Consider the following 20716-nt stretch of genomic DNA (forward strand, 5'->3'; position numbering starts at 1 on the left):
TTGCCGCTTTGTGATATCCGGCGAATGCGTCGCAGGGAATACCTGAGAGTTCCCCAATCAGGCCGACGAGGTAGCGGTGTGGCAGAAGCGGTCACCCTCCGCCGCGTTATTCAGGCACACTTTAAGTGTGACCGTCGTCCCTTCGGCCAAGTTCCAACTGTCCGGAGAATAGGTACAGGCCCCGTTTGACTTGGCCCAAAGAGTGGTCGAGCCACCCGACCAAGTCACAGTGCCCTTGGCGGCATAGCCATCAGCCTGGTTGTCACATACGACCCACTTATCCTGAGTGCCCGAATATGCACCCCACCAGTCCAGGTCGCCTCCAGGATTGTCATCCGTTGTATAAAGCAGGTAGGCGGACCCCGCTGCGTAGGCAGTATTACCTGCGAGAGCGAGCGCCATCGCACCGGTGGCCACTCCAGCCACCGTGACGGCCTTACGAAGACTGAGCATGACTTACTCCTTTGATTCGGTCTCTGCATGAGCACCTGATGTCGCCTGCGCCGCGTCGCGCCCCATATCCTTGATGGCACGCGACGCCTTTGAGATGACAGCCGTCACAACAGGCCTGGCCAGAGACGTGACACACACCATGCGGGGACTCCCGTTGTCGCCCCCGTAGCCATGAGAGCACGATAAGTGAATAACAAAGCAAGACCTAAGGTCAAGCGAGATGATCATGCGAGTCGGAAAATCGACTGAACAAACGGGTACAACCAAAGACATCATTCGCTTCTATGAAAAGATCAGCATAATTGCAGAACTGCGACTGTCGTGTCTTCCCGCGGAGACAGTTGCTCTGGTCTACGGCCGACAGTGCGGCGGTGGTACAGCGAGGCACACGCGCACCTGCACGGTCGGCTGACCCGCCATCGTGGCTGGCTGTCGTCGGCTGACGCTCAGACACTCCGGGGCCTGGCTCCGCCGAGGGACGTTCAAGGCGAAGGGACTGTGCCACTCGCGTGCCAGATCCTGTGGGGAATCAAGGGGGAGCAGCGGGAACTCGCCCCGGGTGCGACTAAGACTGCAACACCATGCCGTCGCAGGTCAGCGCAGCAACCACGGCCAAAGAACCCGAGCTTCCCAAGCTGAGGGCTCAGAAAGCATCATGACGGACTGGCCATCCTGGCTTGCTGCGGTCGAGGGAAGCGGCAACGTGGCTGAGGCCCGTGGGGGTGCAGTGAGACATACGCGTGCGTACTCGGTCGGCGCGCCCGCCATCGTGGCTGACTGTCGTCGGTTGAGGTTTGGACGGGTCATATCGAAGTGCCGGCCGTCAGTCGAGCGCGGCGTGGCTGGGCCGTCTCTGGGCCGTCCGAGGTCGCTCAACAGCGGCCAATGACGACCAACGACGACCACCAGGCGCTCCGGCCCACCGCTCTTGAGCAGGGAAAACGTAGGTCACCAAGATCTCCGACAAGACCCAGGGCAAGAAGACATCTCTTGCCTTACTCATTGAGACTCCACCGACCTCACGCCTCCGTACGCCCGTCGGACCGGCTCTCAATGCCATGACGGAAAGCCGCTGTTGGCGCAATCGTCTATCTCCACCTCTCCCAATAGGTTATTCCATCCTCGAGAAGATCTCGGAGACGGGCAGATAGCAGTGACCAGTCTGGCTGGCGTGCTTCCTCTTGTGAGTCATCAGGTCGTCCAGGCGAATGCGTTGGTCCAGCACAGCCATGACGTCGCCGCCGTCCATCGTGATGAACGGCGCGCTAAGGCTGTAGATCGCCAGGGCATCGGAGGTGAAGCCGCTCATGCTGACGTACAAGCCGAGGGTGTTCTTGGGAGCAGCTTTCCGTCATGGCATTGGACTAGATTTTCCATATGCCTGAGCAGCCGCCCTTGCTCCGCGTCGCCGACGAACACCGGCGGCGCATCGCGGAGCACGAGTGGGAGCCGGGAGATCGCCTACCCTCCCGCGCCCAGATCGGCCAGGAGTACGGTGTCGGCGAGAACGTGGTGCGCCGGGCACAGGAGTTGCTGATCTCTCAGGGCGTGCTGGAAGGGCGTGCCGGATCGGGCACGTACGTCGCCGAACCCCGGCAGCGAGTGCGAATGGTGCGTTCGTCGGCGCGGGAGAGGCCCGACGGCTCGCCGTTCCGGGCGGATATGAAGGCAGTCGGCAGGCAGGGCGACTGGGAGAGCCGGACGGACGCCAAGGTGCCGGCGCCTGCCGACATCGCCGCGCGGCTCGGAATCGCCGAAGGCGAGTTGTGCGTCCGGACCGCGTACGAGTTCCTGGCGAACGGCAGGCCGGTGCAGCTGTCGACGAGTTGGGAGCCGTACGACCTCACGGCCGGCACTCTCGTCGTGCTGCCGGAGGGCGGGCCCCACGCGGGCGCCGGAGTCGTGAACCGTATGGCAGCGATCGGCGTCACCGTCAGCCATGCCGTGGAGCAGCCGGAGCCGCGGCAGGCCACGGTCGAGGAGACGTCGCTCCTGGGCATCCAGAAGGCGGCGCTCGTGACGCACATCCGGCGCACGTACTACAGCGACGACGGGGGGCCCGTGGAGACGGCGGACATCGTGGTGCCCGCAGCACACTGCGAGATCGTCTACGAGATCCCGGTCAACCGGTGATCACACCCGTACAGGAGACAATGCCAGCCTGGTGAGCCAGGCTGTCTGTGATCTTGTGAGCCAGATGAAAGGGATGGGTAGATGCGTCGCCGCAAAGGGGCCCGTAAAGTCCTCGCCACTGTTGCTGCCACTGTGCGCGAGTGGAGGGACGAGGAAGGGTGGGGCGTGCTCGACTCGCCCCAGACTCCCGGCGGATGCTTCGGCCACTACTCCGACATTCAGGCGCCTGGCTTTCGCACGCTGTCACCGGGGCAACAGGTGGATCTCATTTGGGAAGCACCCGGCTTCAAGCAGGACGGGTATGACTACCGCGCGGTGAGCATCATCCTCAGGCCCATCTGACATCAACGGCCGCGAACGCCGCCACACCGAGGCGGCCGCAGCCGGACCGACGACGAGCTGTTCAGTTCCGTTTCAGCAGGCCGCACCGCACAGTGACCGAATTCCTGAAGCGGGTCTTGCAGGTTCGAACACTGCCAGGGGCACCAGGCAAAACGTCCCGGACCGATCATGGTCAGGGGTCTTTGACATCAACGCAGGCGGTCACGCACGACCGGGGCGCCTCGTCCTGAGCAGCCGGTCCATGTGGCTCATGGCTTCGCGCTGCGTGTCCTGCACGACGTGCGTGTAGACGTTCCTGGTCATGTTGATCTGCGAGTGCCCCGGGATCTTCATCACGACGCGGGGCGGAACTTCGGCCGCCGTGAGCAGTGTGGCCGTGCCACCTCGACGCCCTGAACCACGCCCGCTCCACGGTGTGTGTCGACGGCAGACAGGATGGGAGCTGGGGTGGGGAGTGAGGCGGAGGCCCTAGCCCAGCTACCCGCAGGCCGCCCTGCTCACTGGCTTCGGGATATCCAGGTCCCGCACGCACCTTCGACCGCGGCTACCAGCGTGAAGCAGGCAGCGCTCATCACCACCCGAACGCGGTTGCCAGGATGCCGGGGTTTCTCTCGTAGCCGAGGCTGAAGGGGACGGCGCAATAAGCGCGGTTCCCGAATCAGGCAGGTTGCCCTGGCAATGAGGACAGGCCGGCGCAAGTGTGCCGCGAGATTTCCGGTCCTGCCTCCTGCATACGCGGCTGCTGTCCTGTTCAGGGGCAGGCCGATGGGCCACAGCAACACAACGCGCCCCCCTCTACGTATCGGAAGTACACGAGGAAGGAATCACAGCCATGCCCAATCCCCGCCCGCGCGACCCGAACCCGCAGATCCTCGGAGACGTGTCCGATCTGACCAGCGGCAGGAAGATCATCATCAGCGCTCACTCCGGTGGCGTCCTGATGCCGGACGACCCCAACAGCGACCGCCACGTCGCCCAAGCGTGGCGGGAGAGCATCGACAAGATCGGCGGCTTCTACGAGTGGGAATTCACCCACACCGCCGACGGCACCTACACGATCAAGAACGATAAAGCTGACCGGTTCCTGGAGCCGGAGCGAGAGGACGGCGGCAAGAAACCCTGTAATCGCATCGAGTGGAAGACGAGAGTGTTCCTCGAGAACGGGACCGTCTCCGGCGGAAAGCAGGAGTGGGTGATCCGCCGTCTGGGCGACCTCTACCAATTCCAACTCAAGGGAACCGACTACGTCATGGGGCTGCGCGACCGCAACAATGACGACAGCCACATCTCCCTCCTCGATCCTTGGTGGAGCAGGGACCGCCTCTGGCTGGTCCTCGACGCCGACGGCTGGCGGCGCTGACCCACCGCAGGCCGTGAGTGTCCAACTGCGTGGCAACGCCACGAACAGCGGCGAAACAACCGCGAAGGTCTACGGCCCCTCAGCCCCGGCGAGAAGTGGAACTGCTCCCGCAGTACCTCCGGGCGGGTCGCCTGACATCCATCGCTGACATCAACGGCCCCCCGACCCCAGCAACCGCGTGCGGTCATAGGCGTTGGCTCAAGCCTCGTGCCAGCCGAGCGCTGAGGCGTCGGATCGAACTCCTGAAGCCGGTGTCGCAGGTTCGAATTCTGCCGGGGCACGTACGGAAGGGCCGGCTGGGAGAGCTTCTCTCCCAGCCGGCCCTTCGCTGTTTCGGTCACCGTGCCGGACGGCTGTCGCCACGCATCCATGGGGACGCGCCCAAGCCACCGCGAATGGAGCAGGGGCCGGTGGCCTGGACGAGGATGCCGACAGGGGTTTCCGGGCCGGGTCGCGGAGAAAGCGGGTCGTCTGGCAGCGCCTCTTCGTGTTCGGCTCCGAGGCCCTCGCCAAGGCGGTCCACGGCGACCGGGAGAGGGCCGCACTGGTCAAGACGGCTCCGCGGCTCGGCATTCCCGTCGTCACCTCGGCACTCACCACCTTGGAGGCATGGGACCCCCGCGACGCGTCGAGGCAGGCGCTGTGGAACCGGACGCTGTCCCGGATCCGCATCGTGCACACGGACGACCAGGTGATTGCCATGGCGCGCGACCTGCTGAAGACCGCCGGCCTGCACGGACACAAGTACGCCATCGACGCCGTCCTGGCGGCCGTGGCCGCGCGAGACGCCGCGCAGGGGGTCCGGACAACCGTCTTCACCTCGGACACCGACGATCTGCATCGGCTTCTCGCAGGCCACTCCGTGCGAGTCGAGAAGGTCTGACGAGACGCGCGCGCCTCGCTCGGACCGCTCGCTGGCCTTCCCCAGAGCGATCCGGACCTTCCCCAGAGCGACCCGGCCCCCCGCGGTACGCCGCGCCCGCCCCACCGGCATGCCTGGGGGCGCTGTCGTTCCGCCGGCGCAGAGCCGGGCCTCCTGGCCGTTGGGTCCCGGGCGGGCTGGGGCTATCGTCGGAATCATGGGGTCAGGACGAGGAGGACCGCCGGTGATGCCACAGGACGAAGCCGTGGTCGGCTGCACGGGGAAGGTGCTCATCGGGACGCGCGGATCCGCAGGCCCCGGCGAGATCCTGGTGCGGGTCAGGGGTGGCTCCGAGACCTTCCTCGCCTGGTCGGAGAACCCCCTGTCCGCGGGCGCGACGGTACTCGTGATCGAATCGCGTGGATGCCGTGAGGTCGGCGTCATCGAGTGGGTGGATCCATTGGACGCGCTCGGCGAGGACATCGCCGACGCCGACTGAGGAGTACAGGCATGTTCGGATACCGCGTCCCCGCCCCCGACGAGGCGATGTTGATCTCGGGAGGCAGGCGGGGCCTCGGGGGTGCGCCGTTCCGCGTGGTGACGGGACACGGCAAGTTCGTGCTCCCGGTCTTCCGCAAGGTCCGGTTCCTCACCCTGTCCATGTGTGAGGCCGAGGTCACCGAGACCTGCGTGACCAGACAGGGCATCGCGTTGCACGTCCGCGCGGTCATCGCCTTCAAGGTCGGCAACGATCACGAGAGCATCATCAACGCGGGCCAGCGGTTCCTCTCCGACCAGGAGCAGATGTCGGTGCTCACCGGCCGGATCTTCGCCGGCCATCTGCGGGCCATCATCGGCTCGATGACGGTCGAGGAGATCGTCACCGAACGGCAGAAGCTCGCCGCGGAGGTCCTGGGCACCTCCAAGACCGAGATGGCGAAGATCGGCCTGACCGTCGACTCCCTTCAGATCCAGTCGATCGACGACGGCGACACCGGCTACATCGACGCGATGTCGGCGCCGCACAAGGCGGCCATCCAGCGGCAGGCCCAGATCGCCCAGGCGCAGGCCACCCAGGCCGCGGCCCAGGCGCAGCAGGCGGCGGCCCGTGAGCAGGCCGAGTACGCCCGGCAGACCGCCGTCGTCAAGGCCGAGTACTCGGCCGAGGTGGACCGCGCCCAGGCGAAGGCCGCGCAGGCCGGACCGCTGGCGCAGGCAGACGCCCAGCAGGAGGTGCTCGCCGCCCAGACGGAGCTGGCCCTGCGTCAGGCCAAGCTGCGCCAGCAGCAGTTGGTGGCCGAGATCGTGAAGCCCGCCGAGGCCGAGGCCGAGCGAGTCAGGATCCTCGCGGCCGCCGAGGCGCAGCGGATGAAGATCCAGGCAGAGGCGGCGGCCTCGTACGACCGGGTCGCGCTCGACCGGCTGCTGATCGACCAGCTCCCGCAGATCGTCAAGGAGGCCGCCGGTGGCCTCGCCGGCGCCAACGTCAACGTCCTGAACGGCGCGGACGGTCTCGGCGAGATCGCCGCCGGCCTGGTGTCCCAGGGTCTGACGATCCTCGACTCGGTCCGGCAGAACCTCAACGGTCACGACTCCGGCGGACGCCGCTCCGCGGAGAGCGAGGACGGCGGCCTGCTTCAGCTGGCTGCCCGCAAGGAGCAGAAGCCGAAGGACGGCCGGGTGGACGTCGACTGAGGGTGGCGGCCGGCGCGCTCAGGTGCGGAGGGGACGGAGGGTTCGGATCCGCTCGGGGCACGTAGGTAGCCAAGGGCCGTAGGTAGCGGAGGGCCTGTCCGGGAGGGGTTCCCCCCGGCTGGCCCTTCGTCGTTTCCGGTGCGTGCCACTCACGTGCCGTGATCGGCTCCCGGGAGCCGATCACGGCTGTCGATGGGTCGCCCTTACGCCTGTGGGTGGAGAACGACCTTGGTGTAGCCCTCCACTCGCTTGTCGAACTTCTCGTATGCCGTGGGTGCCTGGTCGAGGGGCAGTTCGTGGGACACGACAAAGCTGGGCCGGGCGCGGCCCTCGATGATCAGGTCACGCAGCTGCCGGTTGTAGCGCTTGACGTTGCACTGGCCGGTGCCCACGCGCAGTCCCTTCTCAAACAGGCGGCCGATGGCGACCATCAGCATGCCGTGTTTCGACTGCTCGTCCGGTCCGCCCGGGTCGCGCGGAACGTACAGGCCCGGGACGCCCAGAGCACCCGTCGGCCGGACCGTCTCGACCAGCGAGTTCAGCACGGTCGCCGGTTCCTCGCGATCCTCGCCGCGCGCCTGGGCCTGGTAGCCGACGGCGTCGATGCCCTTGTCCGTGCCTTCACCCGCGTTCTGCTCCTGGATCTGCTCGACCGGGTTGCCCTCGGTGAAGTTGATCGGTATGGCGCCGATCTCCTCGGCCTTCTGCAGCCGCTCGGTCACTCGGTCGACCACGAACACCTTGCTCGCCCCACGCAGGATCGCCGAGTACGCGGCCATCAGTCCGACCGGGCCGCCGCCGTAGACGGCGACGCTCTCACCGGGGCGCACATCGGCCAGTTCGTTGCCGTGGTAACCGGTGGGGAAGATGTCGGCGAGCAGGACGAAGTCGGTCTCCTTCTCGGTGCCCTCGGGGAGCTTCAGACAGTTGAAGTCGGCGTAGGGCACCCGTACGTACTCCGCTTGTCCCCCCACGTAGGGGCCCATCGCCACATAGCCGTAGGCGCCTCCGGCGAAGCCCGGGTTCACGGTGAGGCAGAAGCCGGTGAAGCCCGCCGTGCAGTTCTTGCAGAAGCCGCACGCGACGTTGAACGGCATGACGACCCGGTCCCCACGGCTCAGCGTCGTCACCCCGTCACCGACCTCCTGGACGATCCCCAGGTTCTCGTGGCCGAAGACGATGCCGGCCTCGGCGGCGGTGCGGCCCTCGTACATGTGCAGGTCGGAGCCGCAGATGGCGGTCGATGTCACGCTCACGATCACATCGTTCGGGTGCTGGATCCGGGGATCCTCCACCTGCTCGACCGCTACCTCGAACGGTCCCTTGTACACAACAGCCCTCATCGTCGAGCACCTCCACTAAGTGTGCTTGCTCGATCACTCACGGGAACGGCGGTCGGGGGAGCCTCGCCGCCCATCGCGGAAACGGGCCTCGATCATGCAGCTCGGCCGGCCTTCTGTGCGTTTCCTCATATTCCAGACTGGCGCATGATGAGATGATTTGCACCTAAGGACTGCGAAGTCCTTTTCCCGTACGGTTCGGAGAGGATCAAGAACCTTGACGCGACGTCTCGGCAAGCTGCTCGTCCCGGTGTCAGGGCTGTCCGGCACCAGTTATCCGGCAGGAACCCCGGTGACCATACGAGGCACCGGTGGGTCCGTCGACGGCTTCGTCGACGGCGACTGGCTGCCGCTCGCCTGGTGGGAGTTCGCCGACACCCAGCCGGACGACACACCCCAGACCTGACCGGCGTGCGAGGCATGGCCGCCTCTCCGGATCACGCGGCGGCAGGGATCAGGGCCTCGTTCTTGACGTTTTCCTGACGTCCGGGCCGGATCCGCCGGCCCCCGTCGCGGTGTCCTCCCCGTTGTCCGGATCGCGTCGGAGGGGGAGTGCCGTGGAAGGCACCGTCGTGGCAGTGGTGGTCGTGGCCGGGGTTCTGCTGCTCGTGCTGAGGGGCGGGATGCGGATCGTCAACCAGGTGGAGCGCGGGGTGGTGTTCCGCTGGGGGAAGGCGCTGCCGAGCCACCGACAGCCCGGCATCACCTTCCTGATCCCGTTCGCCGACCGGATGCGCAAGGTGAACGTGCAGATCGTGACGATGCCCGTGCCCACGCAGGAGGGCATCACCCGGGACAACGTGTCGGTGAAGGTCGACGCCGTCGTCTACTTCCGGGTCACCGACCCGGTGCGCGCGGCCATCGAGGTGCAGGACTACGTCTTCGCGGTCGGTCAGGTCGCCCAGTCCTCCCTGCGGTCCATCATCGGCAAGAGTGACCTGGACGACCTGCTCAGTGACCGGGAGCGGCTGCACGAGGGGCTGGCCCTGATGATCGACAGCCCGGCCGCCGGATGGGGTGTCCACATCGACCGCGTGGAGATCAAGGACGTACAGCTGCCGGAGTCGCTCAAGCGGTCCATGTCGCGGCAGGCCGAGGCCGAGCGGGAGCGGCGGGCCCGGGTCATCACCGCGGACGGTGAGTTCCAGGCCGCGCAGCAGCTCGCGAACGCGTCCCGGATCATGTCGGACACTCCCGAGGCGATGCAGCTGCGGCTGTTGCAGACCGTCGTCGAGGTGGCCGCCGAGAAGAACTCCACGCTCGTGATGCCGTTCCCGGTGGAACTGCTGCGGTACTTCGACCGGGCCGCGCAGAAGATCGACGCCGACCGCGGGGTGACCCGGCAGGCCGGGGAGCAGGCCGCCCCGGCTGCGAATGCGGCTGCGAATGCGGCTGCGGCTGCGGCTGCGGCTGCGGTTCCCGATCCCGCTCCCGTTGCGGTTACCGCTCCGGCTCCGGCTCCGGTTACCGCTCCCGCCCCTACCACTGCCCCCGCTCCCGCTCCGGCGCAGGAGGGTGACGGCCGGCCGTAGCGCAGGGGCTAGCATCCGCCCATGACGACTACTGACCACAACGGCTCCGTGCTGGACGTCGAGATCGGGGCTCTCCAGGGTGGCTCCGCCGATCTGCCGCGGTTCGCGGGCAAGGCCGTGCTCATCGTGAACGTGGCCTCGAAGTGCGGGCTGACCCCGCAGTACACGGGGCTGGAGAAGCTCCAGGAGCGGTACGCCGAGCAGGGCTTCACCGTGCTGGGCGTGCCCTGCAACCAGTTCCTCGGGCAGGAGCCCGGCAGCGCCGAGGAGATCGCGGAGTTCTGCTCGGCGACGTACGGCGTGACCTTCCCGCTGACCGAGAAGGTGGACGTGAACGGCGCGGGCCGGCACCCGTTGTACGAGCGGCTCGTCGGTTTCGCCGACGCCGAGGGGCACAGCGGGGACATCCGCTGGAACTTCGAGAAGTTCCTGATCGGGCGGGACGGCCAGGTCGTCGCGCGGTTCTCGCCGCAGACAGAGCCGGACTCGGACGCGGTCACCGCCGCGATCGAGGCGCAGCTCGGCTGAGTACGGCTTGACCTTGCCCCAGGGGCAGGGACGAGCGTCCTGCGTGCCGGGCGGAACGGAACCGCCCGGTGACGGAGGAGCGAGGGAGCCGTGGGGGCCCGTCGGTGACGGGGCGCGAGCGCGCGGCGGCCGTTGGGGGCCGAGCGCGGTCGGGTCCCCGGCACCGGCCCGGGCGCCCCGCCGCCCGAGCCGGTGAGCGAGGAGGCCCGCAGCGTGGACGAGGAACTGCTCAGCATCGGCGCGTTCGCCGCGCGGGCCCGGCTGTCGGCCAAGGCCCTGCGGCTGTACGACCGGCTGGGCCTGCTGGCCCCGGCCCATGTCGACGAGGCCAGCGGTTACCGCTACTACCGCGCCGGCCAGGTGGACCACGCGCGGCTGGTGGCCCTGCTACGGCGGCTGGACATGCCGCTCGCCCGGATCGCCGAGGTGACCGGCGCGGAGGGCGTTCGGGCCGCCGAGTCGCTCGGCGCCTACTGGGCGGACGTGGAGGCCCGGCTGGCCGGGCAGCGGGCCCTCGCCGAGTACCTCCGTGGACGGCTGTCGGGGAGGAACTCCGAGATGTACGACAAGTTCGTGATCGAGACCGTGGACGTGCCGGAGCAGGTGCTGATCACCGAGTCGCGGCACACGCTGGCGGACGAGCTGCCGAGCTGGATCGGGGCGTCGCTGGGGCGGCTGGAGGGCGCCGCGCGGGAGTGCGGTGGCGTCACCGGGCCGCCGTTCGTGGTCTACCACTCCGAGGTGTCGATGGACAGCGACGGACCGGCCGAGTGCTGCGTGCCCGTGGCGGACGAGATGGCGGCCCGGGCGTGGGCCGGGCGGCACGGGCGGGCCTGGGAGACGGGGGTGCGGGTGCAGCCGCCGGCCCGGCTGGCTTGTACCCGGATCACCAAGGCTCAGGTGGCACATCCGCAGATCCTGGCCGCGTTCGAGGCGGTGGAGCGGTGGGTGGCCGGACGGGGGCTGCGGATCGCGGGGCCCTGCCGGGAGGTGTACTTCGCGGACTGGGAGGCGGCGGGGGCCGACGATCCGGTGTGTGACGTCGCCTTCCCGGTCAGCTGACCCGAACCGGGCTCCATGGGCGAAGGCGGGGTCCGCGGGGAAAGGCGTGAGCCCTCTCGGCTAGGACGGCGACTGGTCGAGAGGGCTCTTCCGGTGGTGCTGGTAATGCAGAGGGATACTTGTGGTGCTCGTGCAGTTGTCGGGTCAGGGTCAGGGAGAACCCCTCACACCTTGACGGAGGCCACGAAGGCGTTCCACGCCGTGGCGGGGAACGCCAGGACCGGGCCCTGGAGGTCCTTGGAGTCGCGGACGGCGAGTTCGGCGGCGGTGGGCGACTTGACCTCGACGCACGCGCCGTTGCCCGCGGAATAGGAAGACTTCATCCACGTCTCCGAAGCGCCCTGAATCAGTGCCATGTCCACTCCTGTTGCGAGTTGCGGTAGTGCGGTTCACGCCAACCATGTCGGCTGCTTGGCGTGATCGACGCTACCGGGCAACTGCCGCCGCCGGAGGAGCCGTTCACTCGACCGGATGGCATATCTCGGGTGAATCTTCCATTGGAGTGGACCGGTGGTGTACGATCCGGCGCCCTCATGGGGAAGGTCTCAGTCGGCGTACCCTTTCGCCACATTCGCGATGTACTGCCGGGATGCTTCCACATTGAGGGACTGTGCCCGCAGATGTTCGTACATCACGGCGTACTTCTGCACGTCCTGCGCCTTCTCCAGATACAGGTCGCTGGTGACGCCCTCCAGGTACACCACACTGGAGTCGGCCGCGTCGGCGAACTCCAGGATCGCGTACTGGCCGTTGAGCCCCGGATGCGCACCCACCTCGAAGGGCAGCACCTGCACGGTGACGTGCGGCAGCTGGGACATCTCCATCAGGTGCTCCAGCTGCTCCCGCATCACCAGCCTGCTGCCCACGACCCGGCGCAGGGCGGCCTCGTCCAGCACCACCCACAGCCGCAGCGGGTTGTTCTCCGCGGTGATGCGTTCCTGTCGGCGCATCCGCACCTCGACGCGCTTCTCGATCTCCGCCGTCGACGTCTCCGGCAACGCCCCCTGCACCAGCGCCTCGGCATAGGCCCGGGTCTGCAACAGGCCCGTGACCAGCTGGGGTTCGTACACCCGCAGCGACTCCGCGTCGGTCTCCAGGCCGATGTACACGCTGTACGGGATGTCCCCGAAGGTGTGCCACCAGCCCTGCTGCCGCGAGTCCCGGGCCATCTCCATCAGCGAGTCGACGATCCGCTGGTCCTCGACCTCGTACACCCCGCACAGATCGCGCACGTCGCGCTGGCTGATGCTCCTGCGGCCGTTCTCCAGCCGGCTGATCTTCGACTGCGACACGAGCAGCCGCTCCGCCACCTCTTCGGCCGTCATGCCCTTGAGCTCACGGAGCCTGCGCAGCTCCTGGCCCAGTCGGCGCCGCCTGACGGTGGGATTGACATTGGACGCCACGGGACGTGCACCTCCGGCTGCCTGCCTGTTACTTGACTTTCCGTATCTGCTGTTCAGCAGACTGCCACCAAGGCGCTTTCCGCCGCTGGGAAACAGTGGATATGCGGCGTACGGGGTGGCGTCGCGGAAGCCCGGACACAGCCGAGCGGGGCGGCGGACCACAAGGGTCTCACCGCCCCGCTCGGACCAGCGGCTCCCGAACCGGGTCTGGAGGAACCGACAGTTACGGCTCAGTGGGCCACGGCGCGAGCCATGGACCCGTGGCGCGGCTGCATCGGAACCCCGTGTGCGGGCTCCGGCGCGGAGCGGACGCCGGGCGCGGCCTGCCGGCCGGCCGGGACCGCGGGGCCACGGCGCGGCTGTGCGCCCGCACCGCTCTGCACGTCCATCACGGCGTGTGCGACCAGTCCGCCCATGGGGTCGTGGCGGATCAGGTCCCGCAGCCGGGACCGGGACGAGCGTCCCTCGTTCCCCGGATACAGGTGCTTGCCGAGTCCGACGGCGTGCGCCAGCGCGGCGAGCGCCGCGGTCCGCGGGTCCGGCGGTACGCCGGTGCGGATCGCGGAATCCAGCCGGCCTCGGATCTCCCGGCTGATCTCGTTGTCGGTCGCCTGATAACGCGTCGTCGGCAGCACCCCGCACATCTGGCCGGCCACGGCATGCACCATGCCGCACCTCTCCAGATGCGAGAGGTAGGTCTGGCGGAGCCCCAGGCGCGGCCCGCCGATCCAGTGGACGGCACGTACCGGAGCGCCACGCCTTCGCAGCAACTCCAACGCGCAGTCCAAGGTCGGATCTCCTGTCGGCCGTGGCACCACCACGGCGATACGATCCCCGTCTGGGGCTATCCGTCCGGCCAGCGCCAGCTCCACTAGCTGTGCACCGGCCAGACCGAGGTCGAGCGACTGCGGCTGCGCAGTGGTACCCGTGGCCGGGTCCAGTGCGAGCAACAGAAGCTCCTCCGGAATTGTTCTGCGGCTCCTGCCCATCCATGCCTCCCCGCGTGGATGAATGACAGGGTGACCCCTCTCACATTGGTCTGTCGAGGGCGCGTGACCGGTTCGTGAGGGAACCGGCACGTATGTCGTTCTCGTCTACCGCAGGGCCCAAGTCCTCACACAGGACACTGGTACATGGTTCGGACAGGGCGCGCCCGAGGGCGTGCGGCGCATGGAGGAGGCATCGGTGGCGGGCGAGTCCCCCGACAGGTCGAAGCAGCGCGAGTCGTCGGCGGAACCGACGTCGGGGAGTGCGGGTTCGGTTCCCGAGGCGCGTGATCCGCGCGTCGCGGTCTCCCGCGAAAAGAGTTCCTCGGGCGTCTCCCGCGAAAAGGATTCCTCGGGCGGCGGCCGGGTGGATACGGCGACCAGGGTCCTGTCGGTACGGGGCACACGGCCGACCGCGGTCACCGAGCCGGCGGCACCCGAAGCCGAGTCCTCGACGCCCCCGGACGAGGACACCGACCTCCGCACGGCGGTGTCGGCATGGGTGCGCGGCGCCGAGACCCCGAAGCCCGGCCCCGGCACCTCCGCGAAGCCCGCGACCCCGGCCGGCCCGGACCCCACCAGCACGGTCAGCCCGTCGGCGAGCGCCGTTGGGCAGGACACGGCCTCCGAGGCCCCCACGGGCAAGCAGACGGGCGCCACGGAGGGCAGGACCGCCCCTGGCACGGGTACGACCGCCGGCGCGAAGGCCGACGCCGGGGCGGTTGCGGGCAGCCGGCCGGGCGCCGAGGCCGACTCGGAAGCGAAGGCCGTCCCGAAGGGCAGGACCGGCGCGAAGGCCCCTGCGAAGGCGCCCTCGAAGACCGCGTCGCGGGCAAAGGCCACCGCGAAGGCCGGCACGGCCCCCGAAGCCACCGGAGCCGTCGCGGCGCAGGCTGCCCCGGACGCCGAAGCCACCGCCCCCAAGACCCGCACGGAGGGCGCGGCCGGCACGAAGACTCGGCCCGGCGCCAAGGCGCAGGCCGGCGCGAGCAAAGGCGCCTCGAAGGGTGGGGCCGGGGATGCCGACGCCGCCGGCGTGCGGGCCGGCGCCGCGGAAGACGTAGCCGCGGCGGACCGCACCGGGACGAAGCCGAAGGCCGCCATCGCCGACTCCGTCGCCACGAAGGACGGGCCGGAAACCGGCGCCGCCGAGGCCGAGCCGAAGGCCGCCGACGCGGTTGCCGACACCGAGGACGGGCCGGAAGCCGCCGCCAAGGCCAAGCCCAAGTCTGCGGATGCCGAGGCCAAGCCCAAGGCCACCGACACCGAGGACGAACTCAAGGCTGCCGACGCCGAGGCCAAGGCTGCCAACGCCGAGGACCAGCTCAAGGCTGCCGACGCCGACGCCGACGCCAAGGCCACCGCCCCCAAGGCCACCGACGCCGAGCGAGAGCCGGACGCCGCCGACGCGGACGCCGAGCCCGAGGACGCCGCCGACGAGCCCGAGGACGCCGACGGCGGAGACGACCCGCAGGGGCCACCCGCAGCCGACGACGAGAGCCGCACGGGTGGTGCGGGTGGGAAATCGAAGCGCGCCGAAGGCGAAGCCCAGGCGGAGCCCGGGGCTGTCGATCAGGCGACCGCCGTCTTCAAGGCCGTACGGCCGAAGAAGCCCGCCGTCGATCAGCCGACGACCATGCTCAAGCTCGGCGGCAAGCCGAAGTCCCCGGAGTCCGAATCCGAGCGCACCAGCAAGTTCGTCGCGCTGAGGGACGACATGCGCCCGGCCGCCAAGGCAGACGCACCCGCCACGGCCTCCAGGACCCCCGCCCCCGCTCCCGCCTCCGAAGCCACCACCACCGTCCCCCAGGTCGGTCCCGAGCGGACCACTCAGCAGCCCCTGCCGCCGAAGCCCCCGCTGGATCTGCTGGCGGAGCTGACGAACACGCCGCCGCCCCCGGAGACCCCGGTCCGCACCCTGGTGCGCCGGGTCAAGATCTGGACGCCCCTGGTCCTGCTCCTGGTCATCGTGGTCGCGGTCGTGCAGGCGTTCCGCCCGCTGCCGCCCCCCACGCTCGCGCTGACCGCCGAAGACGGCTACACGTTCGACGGTGACGCGCTGCGGCTGCCCTGGCCCGGCGAGGGCCAGGGCTGGGTGGACGTGGACGGCGTCGGCACGATGGGCCACTTCGGCAAGCAGACGCCCGTGGCCATCGGCTCGGTCGCCAAGACCATGACCGCCTACATCGTGCTCAGGGACCACCCGCTGAAGCGGGGGCAGGAAGGTCCGAAGATCAAGGTCGACGCGAAGGCGGAGAAGGAGGGCGGCTACGACAAGGACGGCGAGTCGACGCTGAACACCGTCAAGGCCGGCGACCACCTCACCGAGAAGCAGGCCCTGTCGGCCGTCATGATCCCCTCCGCCAACAATGTCGCGCGGCTGCTCGCGCGCTGGGACGCGGGTTCGGAGGCGGCGTTCGTCAAGAAGATGAACGCCACCGCCAGGCAGCTGGGGATGACCGGGACGACGTACACCGATCCCTCGGGGCTGAAGGAGACCACCGTCTCGACGGCCCGGGACCAGGTGAGGCTGGGCCGCGCGGTCGTGAAGGTGCCGGCGCTGGTCGACATCACCAGCGCGGCCAGCTGGACGGACCCCTCCGGCCGTAACTGGCCCAACTACAACGAGCTGCCGTACCGGATCGGCGCGCTCGGCATCAAGACCGGCACCACCACCGCGGCCGGCGGCAACCTGCTGTTCGCCTCGCGCAAGCAGGTCGGCGGGCAGACGGTCACCGTCGTCGGCGCGATCCTGGACCAGCAGAAGCCGCCGATCCTCACCACGGCCAACGAGGTCAGCAAGACCGCGCTGCTCGCCGCGCAGAAGGCGCTGACCCCGTCGAGGATCCTGAAGAAGGGCGACGTGGTCGGTTACGTGGACGACCGGCTCGGCGGCCGTACTCCGGTGGTGGTCACCAAGGACGTCTCCGCCGTCGGCTGGTCGGGGCTGAAGGTCAGCCTGTCCTTCACCTCCGGTGCGGTGCCGCACACCGCGAAGGCCGGCGCCCGGGTCGGTTCGCTCACCGTGGGGGACGGCTCGGCAGGTGGGGTGGAGGTTCCGGTGGCCCTGGCGAAGGACCTGGCCGAGCCCGGGCTCGGCGCGAAGCTGACCCGTATCGGCTGACCCGTACCGGCCGGCCCGGCCCGCACCCCGTCGACGGAGTCCCGCCCCGGGAGCCCCGTGGCGGGGTGCGTGCTAGCGTCGCGAATCGGGGCGGGCCGCCGGTCGGGGACACGGCGGCGAACTGGACGGGAAGCGGCCGGGACCACCGTGGAAAGCGGCCGGGAACAGAAGACGGGACACGGGGAGTGCCTTCAGGTGGCCACAGTGGAGCCGACACACGCCGACGACACCGATCCGGGGCCGGGCCCCGGGCCGCGAATACGCCGCCCGGCGACTGACGCGGAGACGCCCGGCGCGGAGCCGGCCGTCGCTGGGCCGGCCGTCGCAGACCCGGCCGTCGCGGGCGGATCCGCCGCCGCGACTCGGGCGGGCAGGACCGCGTCCGGTGCCGTGGAGGCCCTCCGGCAGCGGATGCTGCGGCACCCGGTGCTGTCGCTCACCGCGCTGTCGGGTGTGCTGCACATCATCTGGTTCTTCACGTTCGCGAACAGTGGCGGCGATCTCGCGGCGCAGGACGCCTGGGCGGAGTTCGTCGGCCGGCACCCGGACTCGGCGTACAACCTCGCCTGGTACGGGGGCATGCACCCGGTGTCGTACAGCGTGGTGTCGCCGTATCTGATGTCGGTCCTCGGCGTCCGTACGACGATGATGGTCGCGGGGACGGTGTCGGCGGGCCTGCTGACGCTGGTGCTGATCCGCAGCCGGGGGGTGCGCAACCCGCTGTGGGCCTCGCTCGCCGGGGTCGTCGCGTTGCTGTGCAACGCGATCTCCGGGCGGGTCACCTTCGGGCTCGGCATGATGTTCGCGCTCGGCGCGGTCGCGGCCGTGTTCTGCTGGCCGCACCGGTGGCGCTACAAACGCTGGGCGAAGGCGCTGGTCGCCGCCCCGCTGGCCGCGCTCGCCACGATGGCGTCGCCGGTCGCGGGGCTGTTCGTGGGTCTGGTCGCGGCGGCGCTGTTCCTCCAGAAGCGGCGGCCGGGCGCCTGGGCGCTGGGGCTCGCGCCGACGGCGGTGGTCGCGGTGTCGGCCTGGCTGTTCCCGTTCTCCGGCACCCAGCCGATGGGGATCGGCTCGGTGGTCCTGCCGCTGCTGTACGGCCTGCTGTGCCTGTTCCTGGCGCCGAGGGAGTGGGTGACCGTCCGGCTGACGGCGGCGGTCTACAGCCTCGGTGTGGTCCTGGTGTGGCTGATCAACTCGCAGATCGGCTCGAACATCTCCCGGCTGCCGATGCTGTTCGCGGGCGCGACGCTGATCGCCGTGCTGCCGTACACGGTGCGCAAGTCGCGTCCGTGGTACCTGACCGTGCTCGCGCTGCTCGGCTTCACCGGCTGGCTCGGTTTCAAGACGGTGGACGACATCATCCACACGACGCCGGCCGCGTCCTGGGCGCGGGAGCTGGCGCCGCTGGTCAACGAGTTGCAGAAGGCGGGCGCCGAGAAGGGCCGCGTGGAGGTGGTCCCGGCCCGCTCCCACCGCGAGGCCTCGGCCCTCGCCCCGTACGTGAACCTGGCCCGCGGCTGGAACCGGCAGGCCGACATGGAGCGCAACCCGCTCTTCTACGACGACACGCTCAACTCGGCGAACTACCACGAGTGGCTCCAGCGGTGGGCCGTGCACTTCGTGGTGCTGCCCCGGGACAACCCGGACGGGGACGGCGGTGAGCGCGAGCGGGAGCTGCTGCGGCGCGGGATGCCGTATCTGGAGCAGGTCTGGGGCGACGCCAACTGGCAGCTGTTCAAGGTGACCGATCCGGCGCCGATGGCCGAGCCGAACGCGGTGGTGGACCGGGCCGAGCAGGGGGAGATGACGCTGGAGGTGCGCAGGGCGGGGCGGATCCTGATCCGGATCCCGTACTCGCCGTGGCTGAGCGTCGTCGACGAGCACGGCAAGAGTGTGCGCCCGCCGCAGCCGTCCCCGGACGCGCCGAGGACGTACCGCAACGTCGACGGGTGTCTGATGCAGACGCCGGAGGACGCGAACGGGGACCGGTGGACGGTGTTGCTGGCGCCGCACACGGGGACGTACCGGCTGGCCGCGCCGTATCAGCTGCCGCGCGGTACGCCGTGTCCGGACGAGCTGAAGACGCCGTGAGGGTCGGGGCGGTGGGCCGCGCAGGGGTCCGTCCGCCTGCCTGACCCAGGTCCCGCGGTCGCTCGTGAGCGGTCCGGCCCGGCGCCGTGGTGGCGCCGTGCCGGGCCGTTGGCGTTTCCGGGCGGGACCACCCTTTCCTGCGTTCACGTAGGTGAACTCAGGTCAATATCGCGGACGATTTTACCTCGACTTGACCGACCGCTCGCTTGTCGTGTTCATGTGCTCGGACCCACGATCGGGCACATGAACAGTCTCGACTGGGCCGTGCTCATCGGCTACTTCGGCGTGATGGTCGCGATCGGCGTCTGGTCGCACAAGCGCGTGGACAACGTCTCGGACTTCTTCACGGCCGGCGGCAGGATGCCCTGGTGGCTGTCCGGCATCTCGCACCACATGTCGGGCTACAGCGCGGTGATGTTCACCGGGTACGCGGGCATCGCCTACACCTACGGCGTCACCTCGTTCGTCACCTGGTCCTTCCCCATCGCGTTCGGCATCGCCATCGGCTCGAAACTGTTCGCGCCGCGGATCAACCGGCTGCGCTCCCGCCTTCATGTGGCCTCCCCGCTGGAGTACCTGAAGAACCGCTACGACCTGCGCACCCAGCAGGCGCTCGCCTGGTCCGGCATGCTGCTGAAGATCGTGGACGTCGGCGCGAAGTGGGCGGCGATCTCCACCCTGCTGTCGGTGTTCACGGGTGTGTCACTGAACCAGGGCATCCTGATCACCGGCGCCATCACGGCGGTCTACTGCACGATCGGCGGGCTGTGGGCGGACGCGCTCACCGAACTCGGCCAGTTCATCATCCAGTTGATGGCCGGTGTCTCCATGTTCGTCGCGGTCGTGACCAAGCTCGGCGACCGGCACATCGGCTTCCTCGACGCCTGGGACCAGCCGGCCCTGCACGGCCACGGCAAACCGCTGATCGGCCCGTACACCACGGTGTTCCTGCTGGCGTTCCTGTTCATCAAGCTCTTCGAGTACAACGGCGGCATGCTCAACCAGGCCCAGCGCTACATGGCGACGGGCAGCGCGCGCGAGGCCGAGCGCTCGGCCCGGCTGTCGGCGGTCCTGTGGCTGGTCTGGCCGGTGGTCCTGTTCTTCCCGATGTGGATGTCCCCTCTGCTGGTCCACGCGCAGAAACCGGACGGCTCCGACTCCTACGCCCTGATGACCGAACAGCTGCTGCCGCACGGCCTGCTGGGCCTGGTCATCGTCGGGTTCTTCTCGCACACCATGGCCATGTGCTCCTCCGACGCCAACGCGATCTCGGCGGTGTTCACCCGGGACGTGGCGCCGGTGCTGTCGGCGCGGGCACGGGCGTGGGGCGAGCGGTCGGGGCTGGTCGCGGCCCGCGTGACCACGGTCGTCTTCCTCGGCCTGTCCATGGCGGTGGCCACGCAGGTCAACTCGCCCGCGTTCAAGGACATCATCACGGTCGTCATCAAGTGGGTGGCCGGTCTGATGGGGCCGATCGCGATCCCGATGATGCTCGGTCTGCTCCGCCCGTTCCGCCGCTCCGGCCCGACGGCGGCCCTCACCAGCTGGGCGGCGGGCCTGCTGGCCTTCTGGCTGGTCAACTACCCGATCAACTGGAACATCGACGGCGGCGTCCCGCTCCAGTACCAGGTCTCGGTGCCGCTGGCGGTCTCCCTGGTCCTGTACGTCCTGATCGGCCACCTGAAGCCGGAGGACACCCCGGAGCGGCTGGCCGTCATCGAGAAGGTCAACACGGACGGGGACGCGATGGCGGCGGTCCCGGCACCGGCCACGGCGGGGGACGACGTGGTGGGGGCGCCGTAGGA

At 69.1% G+C, this 20716-nt stretch carries 19 protein-coding genes and 1 pseudogene; 13 read left to right on the forward strand and 7 right to left on the reverse strand.

Features of this window, described 5'->3' with window-relative positions; translation table 11 throughout:
- Positions 1 to 57: 57 nt before the first annotated feature.
- Positions 58 to 453, reverse strand: a complete 396-nt coding sequence (locus tag ABZ117_RS05715; RefSeq protein ID WP_356817711.1) for a hypothetical protein — start codon at positions 451 to 453, stop codon at positions 58 to 60.
- A gap of 1111 nt (positions 454 to 1564) precedes the next feature.
- Positions 1565 to 1762 carry a hypothetical protein gene (locus ABZ117_RS05720; protein WP_356817713.1) on the reverse strand — a complete coding sequence of 66 codons (198 nt, stop codon included), beginning with the start codon at positions 1760 to 1762 and terminating at the stop codon, positions 1565 to 1567.
- 68 nt (positions 1763 to 1830) lie between these two features.
- On the opposite strand from ABZ117_RS05720, the gene ABZ117_RS05725 reads away from it, so the two are divergent.
- Positions 1831 to 2586 carry a GntR family transcriptional regulator gene (locus ABZ117_RS05725; protein ID WP_356817714.1) on the forward strand — a complete coding sequence of 252 codons (756 nt, stop codon included), beginning with the start codon at positions 1831 to 1833 and terminating at the stop codon, positions 2584 to 2586.
- Positions 2587 to 2667: 81 nt separating this feature from the next.
- Positions 2668 to 2928 (forward strand): cold shock domain-containing protein, encoded by a 261-nt coding sequence (locus tag ABZ117_RS05730; protein WP_356817716.1) that lies wholly within the window; start codon positions 2668 to 2670, stop codon positions 2926 to 2928.
- A gap of 201 nt (positions 2929 to 3129) precedes the next feature.
- On the opposite strand, the pseudogene ABZ117_RS05735 reads toward ABZ117_RS05730, so the two are convergent.
- Positions 3130 to 3309: pseudogene (locus ABZ117_RS05735) on the reverse strand (site-specific integrase); the annotation flags it as partial.
- 451 nt (positions 3310 to 3760) lie between these two features.
- Between ABZ117_RS05735 and ABZ117_RS05740 the strand changes: the two are divergent.
- The 4 genes from ABZ117_RS05740 to ABZ117_RS05755 all read left to right on the forward strand — a co-directional run bounded on the left by ABZ117_RS05740 (position 3761) and on the right by ABZ117_RS05755 (position 6845).
- Positions 3761 to 4288, forward strand: coding sequence for a hypothetical protein (locus ABZ117_RS05740; protein WP_356817718.1), 528 nt, complete (start codon positions 3761 to 3763; stop codon positions 4286 to 4288).
- 487 nt (positions 4289 to 4775) lie between these two features.
- The gene (locus ABZ117_RS05745; RefSeq protein ID WP_356817720.1) at positions 4776 to 5171 is read left to right on the forward strand and encodes a PIN domain-containing protein; all 396 of its coding nucleotides are present in this window, start codon (positions 4776 to 4778) and stop codon (positions 5169 to 5171) included.
- Positions 5172 to 5397: 226 nt separating this feature from the next.
- Positions 5398 to 5649 carry a hypothetical protein gene (locus ABZ117_RS05750; protein WP_356817722.1) on the forward strand — a complete coding sequence of 84 codons (252 nt, stop codon included), beginning with the start codon at positions 5398 to 5400 and terminating at the stop codon, positions 5647 to 5649.
- 11 nt (positions 5650 to 5660) lie between these two features.
- Entirely contained in the window at positions 5661 to 6845 is a 1185-nt protein-coding gene (locus ABZ117_RS05755) for an SPFH domain-containing protein (protein ID WP_356817724.1), read from the forward strand.
- A gap of 203 nt (positions 6846 to 7048) precedes the next feature.
- On the opposite strand, the gene ABZ117_RS05760 is transcribed toward ABZ117_RS05755, so the two are convergent.
- A complete protein-coding gene (locus ABZ117_RS05760) occupies positions 7049 to 8188 on the reverse strand; it encodes a glutathione-independent formaldehyde dehydrogenase (protein WP_356817726.1) in 1140 nt (379 codons plus the stop codon).
- 214 nt (positions 8189 to 8402) lie between these two features.
- Between ABZ117_RS05760 and ABZ117_RS05765 the strand changes: the two genes are divergently transcribed.
- From ABZ117_RS05765 to ABZ117_RS05780, 4 genes are all read left to right on the forward strand, one after another.
- The gene (locus tag ABZ117_RS05765) at positions 8403 to 8591 is read left to right on the forward strand and encodes a hypothetical protein (protein ID WP_356817728.1); all 189 of its coding nucleotides are present in this window, start codon (positions 8403 to 8405) and stop codon (positions 8589 to 8591) included.
- 217 nt (positions 8592 to 8808) lie between these two features.
- On the forward strand, positions 8809 to 9717 hold the full coding sequence (locus ABZ117_RS05770) for a slipin family protein (protein WP_356818148.1): 909 nt from the start codon (positions 8809 to 8811) through the stop codon (positions 9715 to 9717).
- Positions 9718 to 9738: 21 nt separating this feature from the next.
- A complete protein-coding gene (locus ABZ117_RS05775; protein ID WP_356817730.1) occupies positions 9739 to 10245 on the forward strand; it encodes a glutathione peroxidase in 507 nt (168 codons plus the stop codon).
- Positions 10246 to 10458: 213 nt separating this feature from the next.
- Complete coding sequence (locus ABZ117_RS05780; RefSeq protein ID WP_356817732.1) at positions 10459 to 11307, forward strand: MerR family transcriptional regulator; 849 nt, start codon at positions 10459 to 10461, stop codon at positions 11305 to 11307.
- A gap of 164 nt (positions 11308 to 11471) precedes the next feature.
- Here ABZ117_RS05780 and ABZ117_RS05785 read toward each other — a convergent pair whose 3' ends face one another.
- The 3 genes from ABZ117_RS05785 to ABZ117_RS05795 all read right to left on the reverse strand — a co-directional run bounded on the left by ABZ117_RS05785 (position 11472) and on the right by ABZ117_RS05795 (position 13699).
- Positions 11472 to 11663 carry a DUF397 domain-containing protein gene (locus ABZ117_RS05785; protein WP_356817733.1) on the reverse strand — a complete coding sequence of 64 codons (192 nt, stop codon included), beginning with the start codon at positions 11661 to 11663 and terminating at the stop codon, positions 11472 to 11474.
- 189 nt (positions 11664 to 11852) lie between these two features.
- Positions 11853 to 12710, reverse strand: coding sequence for a helix-turn-helix transcriptional regulator (locus ABZ117_RS05790; protein WP_356817735.1), 858 nt, complete (start codon positions 12708 to 12710; stop codon positions 11853 to 11855).
- Positions 12711 to 12940: 230 nt separating this feature from the next.
- Entirely contained in the window at positions 12941 to 13699 is a 759-nt protein-coding gene (locus tag ABZ117_RS05795) for a GPP34 family phosphoprotein (protein WP_356817737.1), read from the reverse strand.
- 181 nt (positions 13700 to 13880) lie between these two features.
- On the opposite strand from ABZ117_RS05795, the gene ABZ117_RS05800 reads away from it, so the two are divergent.
- From ABZ117_RS05800 to ABZ117_RS05810, 3 genes are all read left to right on the forward strand, one after another.
- Positions 13881 to 16820, forward strand: coding sequence for a D-alanyl-D-alanine carboxypeptidase (locus ABZ117_RS05800; protein ID WP_356817739.1), 2940 nt, complete (start codon positions 13881 to 13883; stop codon positions 16818 to 16820).
- Between the two features lie 195 nt (positions 16821 to 17015).
- Positions 17016 to 18911 carry an MFS transporter gene (locus tag ABZ117_RS05805; protein ID WP_356817741.1) on the forward strand — a complete coding sequence of 632 codons (1896 nt, stop codon included), beginning with the start codon at positions 17016 to 17018 and terminating at the stop codon, positions 18909 to 18911.
- Positions 18912 to 19154: 243 nt separating this feature from the next.
- Positions 19155 to 20714 carry a sodium:solute symporter family protein gene (locus ABZ117_RS05810; protein ID WP_356817743.1) on the forward strand — a complete coding sequence of 520 codons (1560 nt, stop codon included), beginning with the start codon at positions 19155 to 19157 and terminating at the stop codon, positions 20712 to 20714.
- Positions 20715 to 20716 lie beyond the last annotated feature (2 nt).

The sequence above is a fragment of the Streptomyces sp. NPDC006309 genome, from assembly GCF_040613095.1.
Taxonomy (GTDB): domain Bacteria; phylum Actinomycetota; class Actinomycetes; order Streptomycetales; family Streptomycetaceae; genus Streptomyces.

Coding starts and splice junctions, on each gene's coding strand:
- ABZ117_RS05715 (WP_356817711.1), bottom strand. CDS start 453: ATGCTCAGTCTTCGTAAGGCCGTCACGGTGGCTGGAGTGGCCACCGGT.
- ABZ117_RS05720 (WP_356817713.1), bottom strand. CDS start 1,762: ATGAGCGGCTTCACCTCCGATGCCCTGGCGATCTACAGCCTTAGCGCG.
- ABZ117_RS05725 (WP_356817714.1), top strand. CDS start 1,831: ATGCCTGAGCAGCCGCCCTTGCTCCGCGTCGCCGACGAACACCGGCGG.
- ABZ117_RS05730 (WP_356817716.1), top strand. CDS start 2,668: ATGCGTCGCCGCAAAGGGGCCCGTAAAGTCCTCGCCACTGTTGCTGCC.
- ABZ117_RS05740 (WP_356817718.1), top strand. CDS start 3,761: ATGCCCAATCCCCGCCCGCGCGACCCGAACCCGCAGATCCTCGGAGAC.
- ABZ117_RS05750 (WP_356817722.1), top strand. CDS start 5,398: ATGCCACAGGACGAAGCCGTGGTCGGCTGCACGGGGAAGGTGCTCATC.
- ABZ117_RS05755 (WP_356817724.1), top strand. CDS start 5,661: ATGTTCGGATACCGCGTCCCCGCCCCCGACGAGGCGATGTTGATCTCG.
- ABZ117_RS05760 (WP_356817726.1), bottom strand. CDS start 8,188: ATGAGGGCTGTTGTGTACAAGGGACCGTTCGAGGTAGCGGTCGAGCAG.
- ABZ117_RS05770 (WP_356818148.1), top strand. CDS start 8,809: ATGCGGATCGTCAACCAGGTGGAGCGCGGGGTGGTGTTCCGCTGGGGG.
- ABZ117_RS05775 (WP_356817730.1), top strand. CDS start 9,739: ATGACGACTACTGACCACAACGGCTCCGTGCTGGACGTCGAGATCGGG.
- ABZ117_RS05785 (WP_356817733.1), bottom strand. CDS start 11,663: ATGGCACTGATTCAGGGCGCTTCGGAGACGTGGATGAAGTCTTCCTAT.
- ABZ117_RS05795 (WP_356817737.1), bottom strand. CDS start 13,699: ATGGGCAGGAGCCGCAGAACAATTCCGGAGGAGCTTCTGTTGCTCGCA.
- ABZ117_RS05800 (WP_356817739.1), top strand. CDS start 13,881: ATGGAGGAGGCATCGGTGGCGGGCGAGTCCCCCGACAGGTCGAAGCAG.
- ABZ117_RS05810 (WP_356817743.1), top strand. CDS start 19,155: ATGAACAGTCTCGACTGGGCCGTGCTCATCGGCTACTTCGGCGTGATG.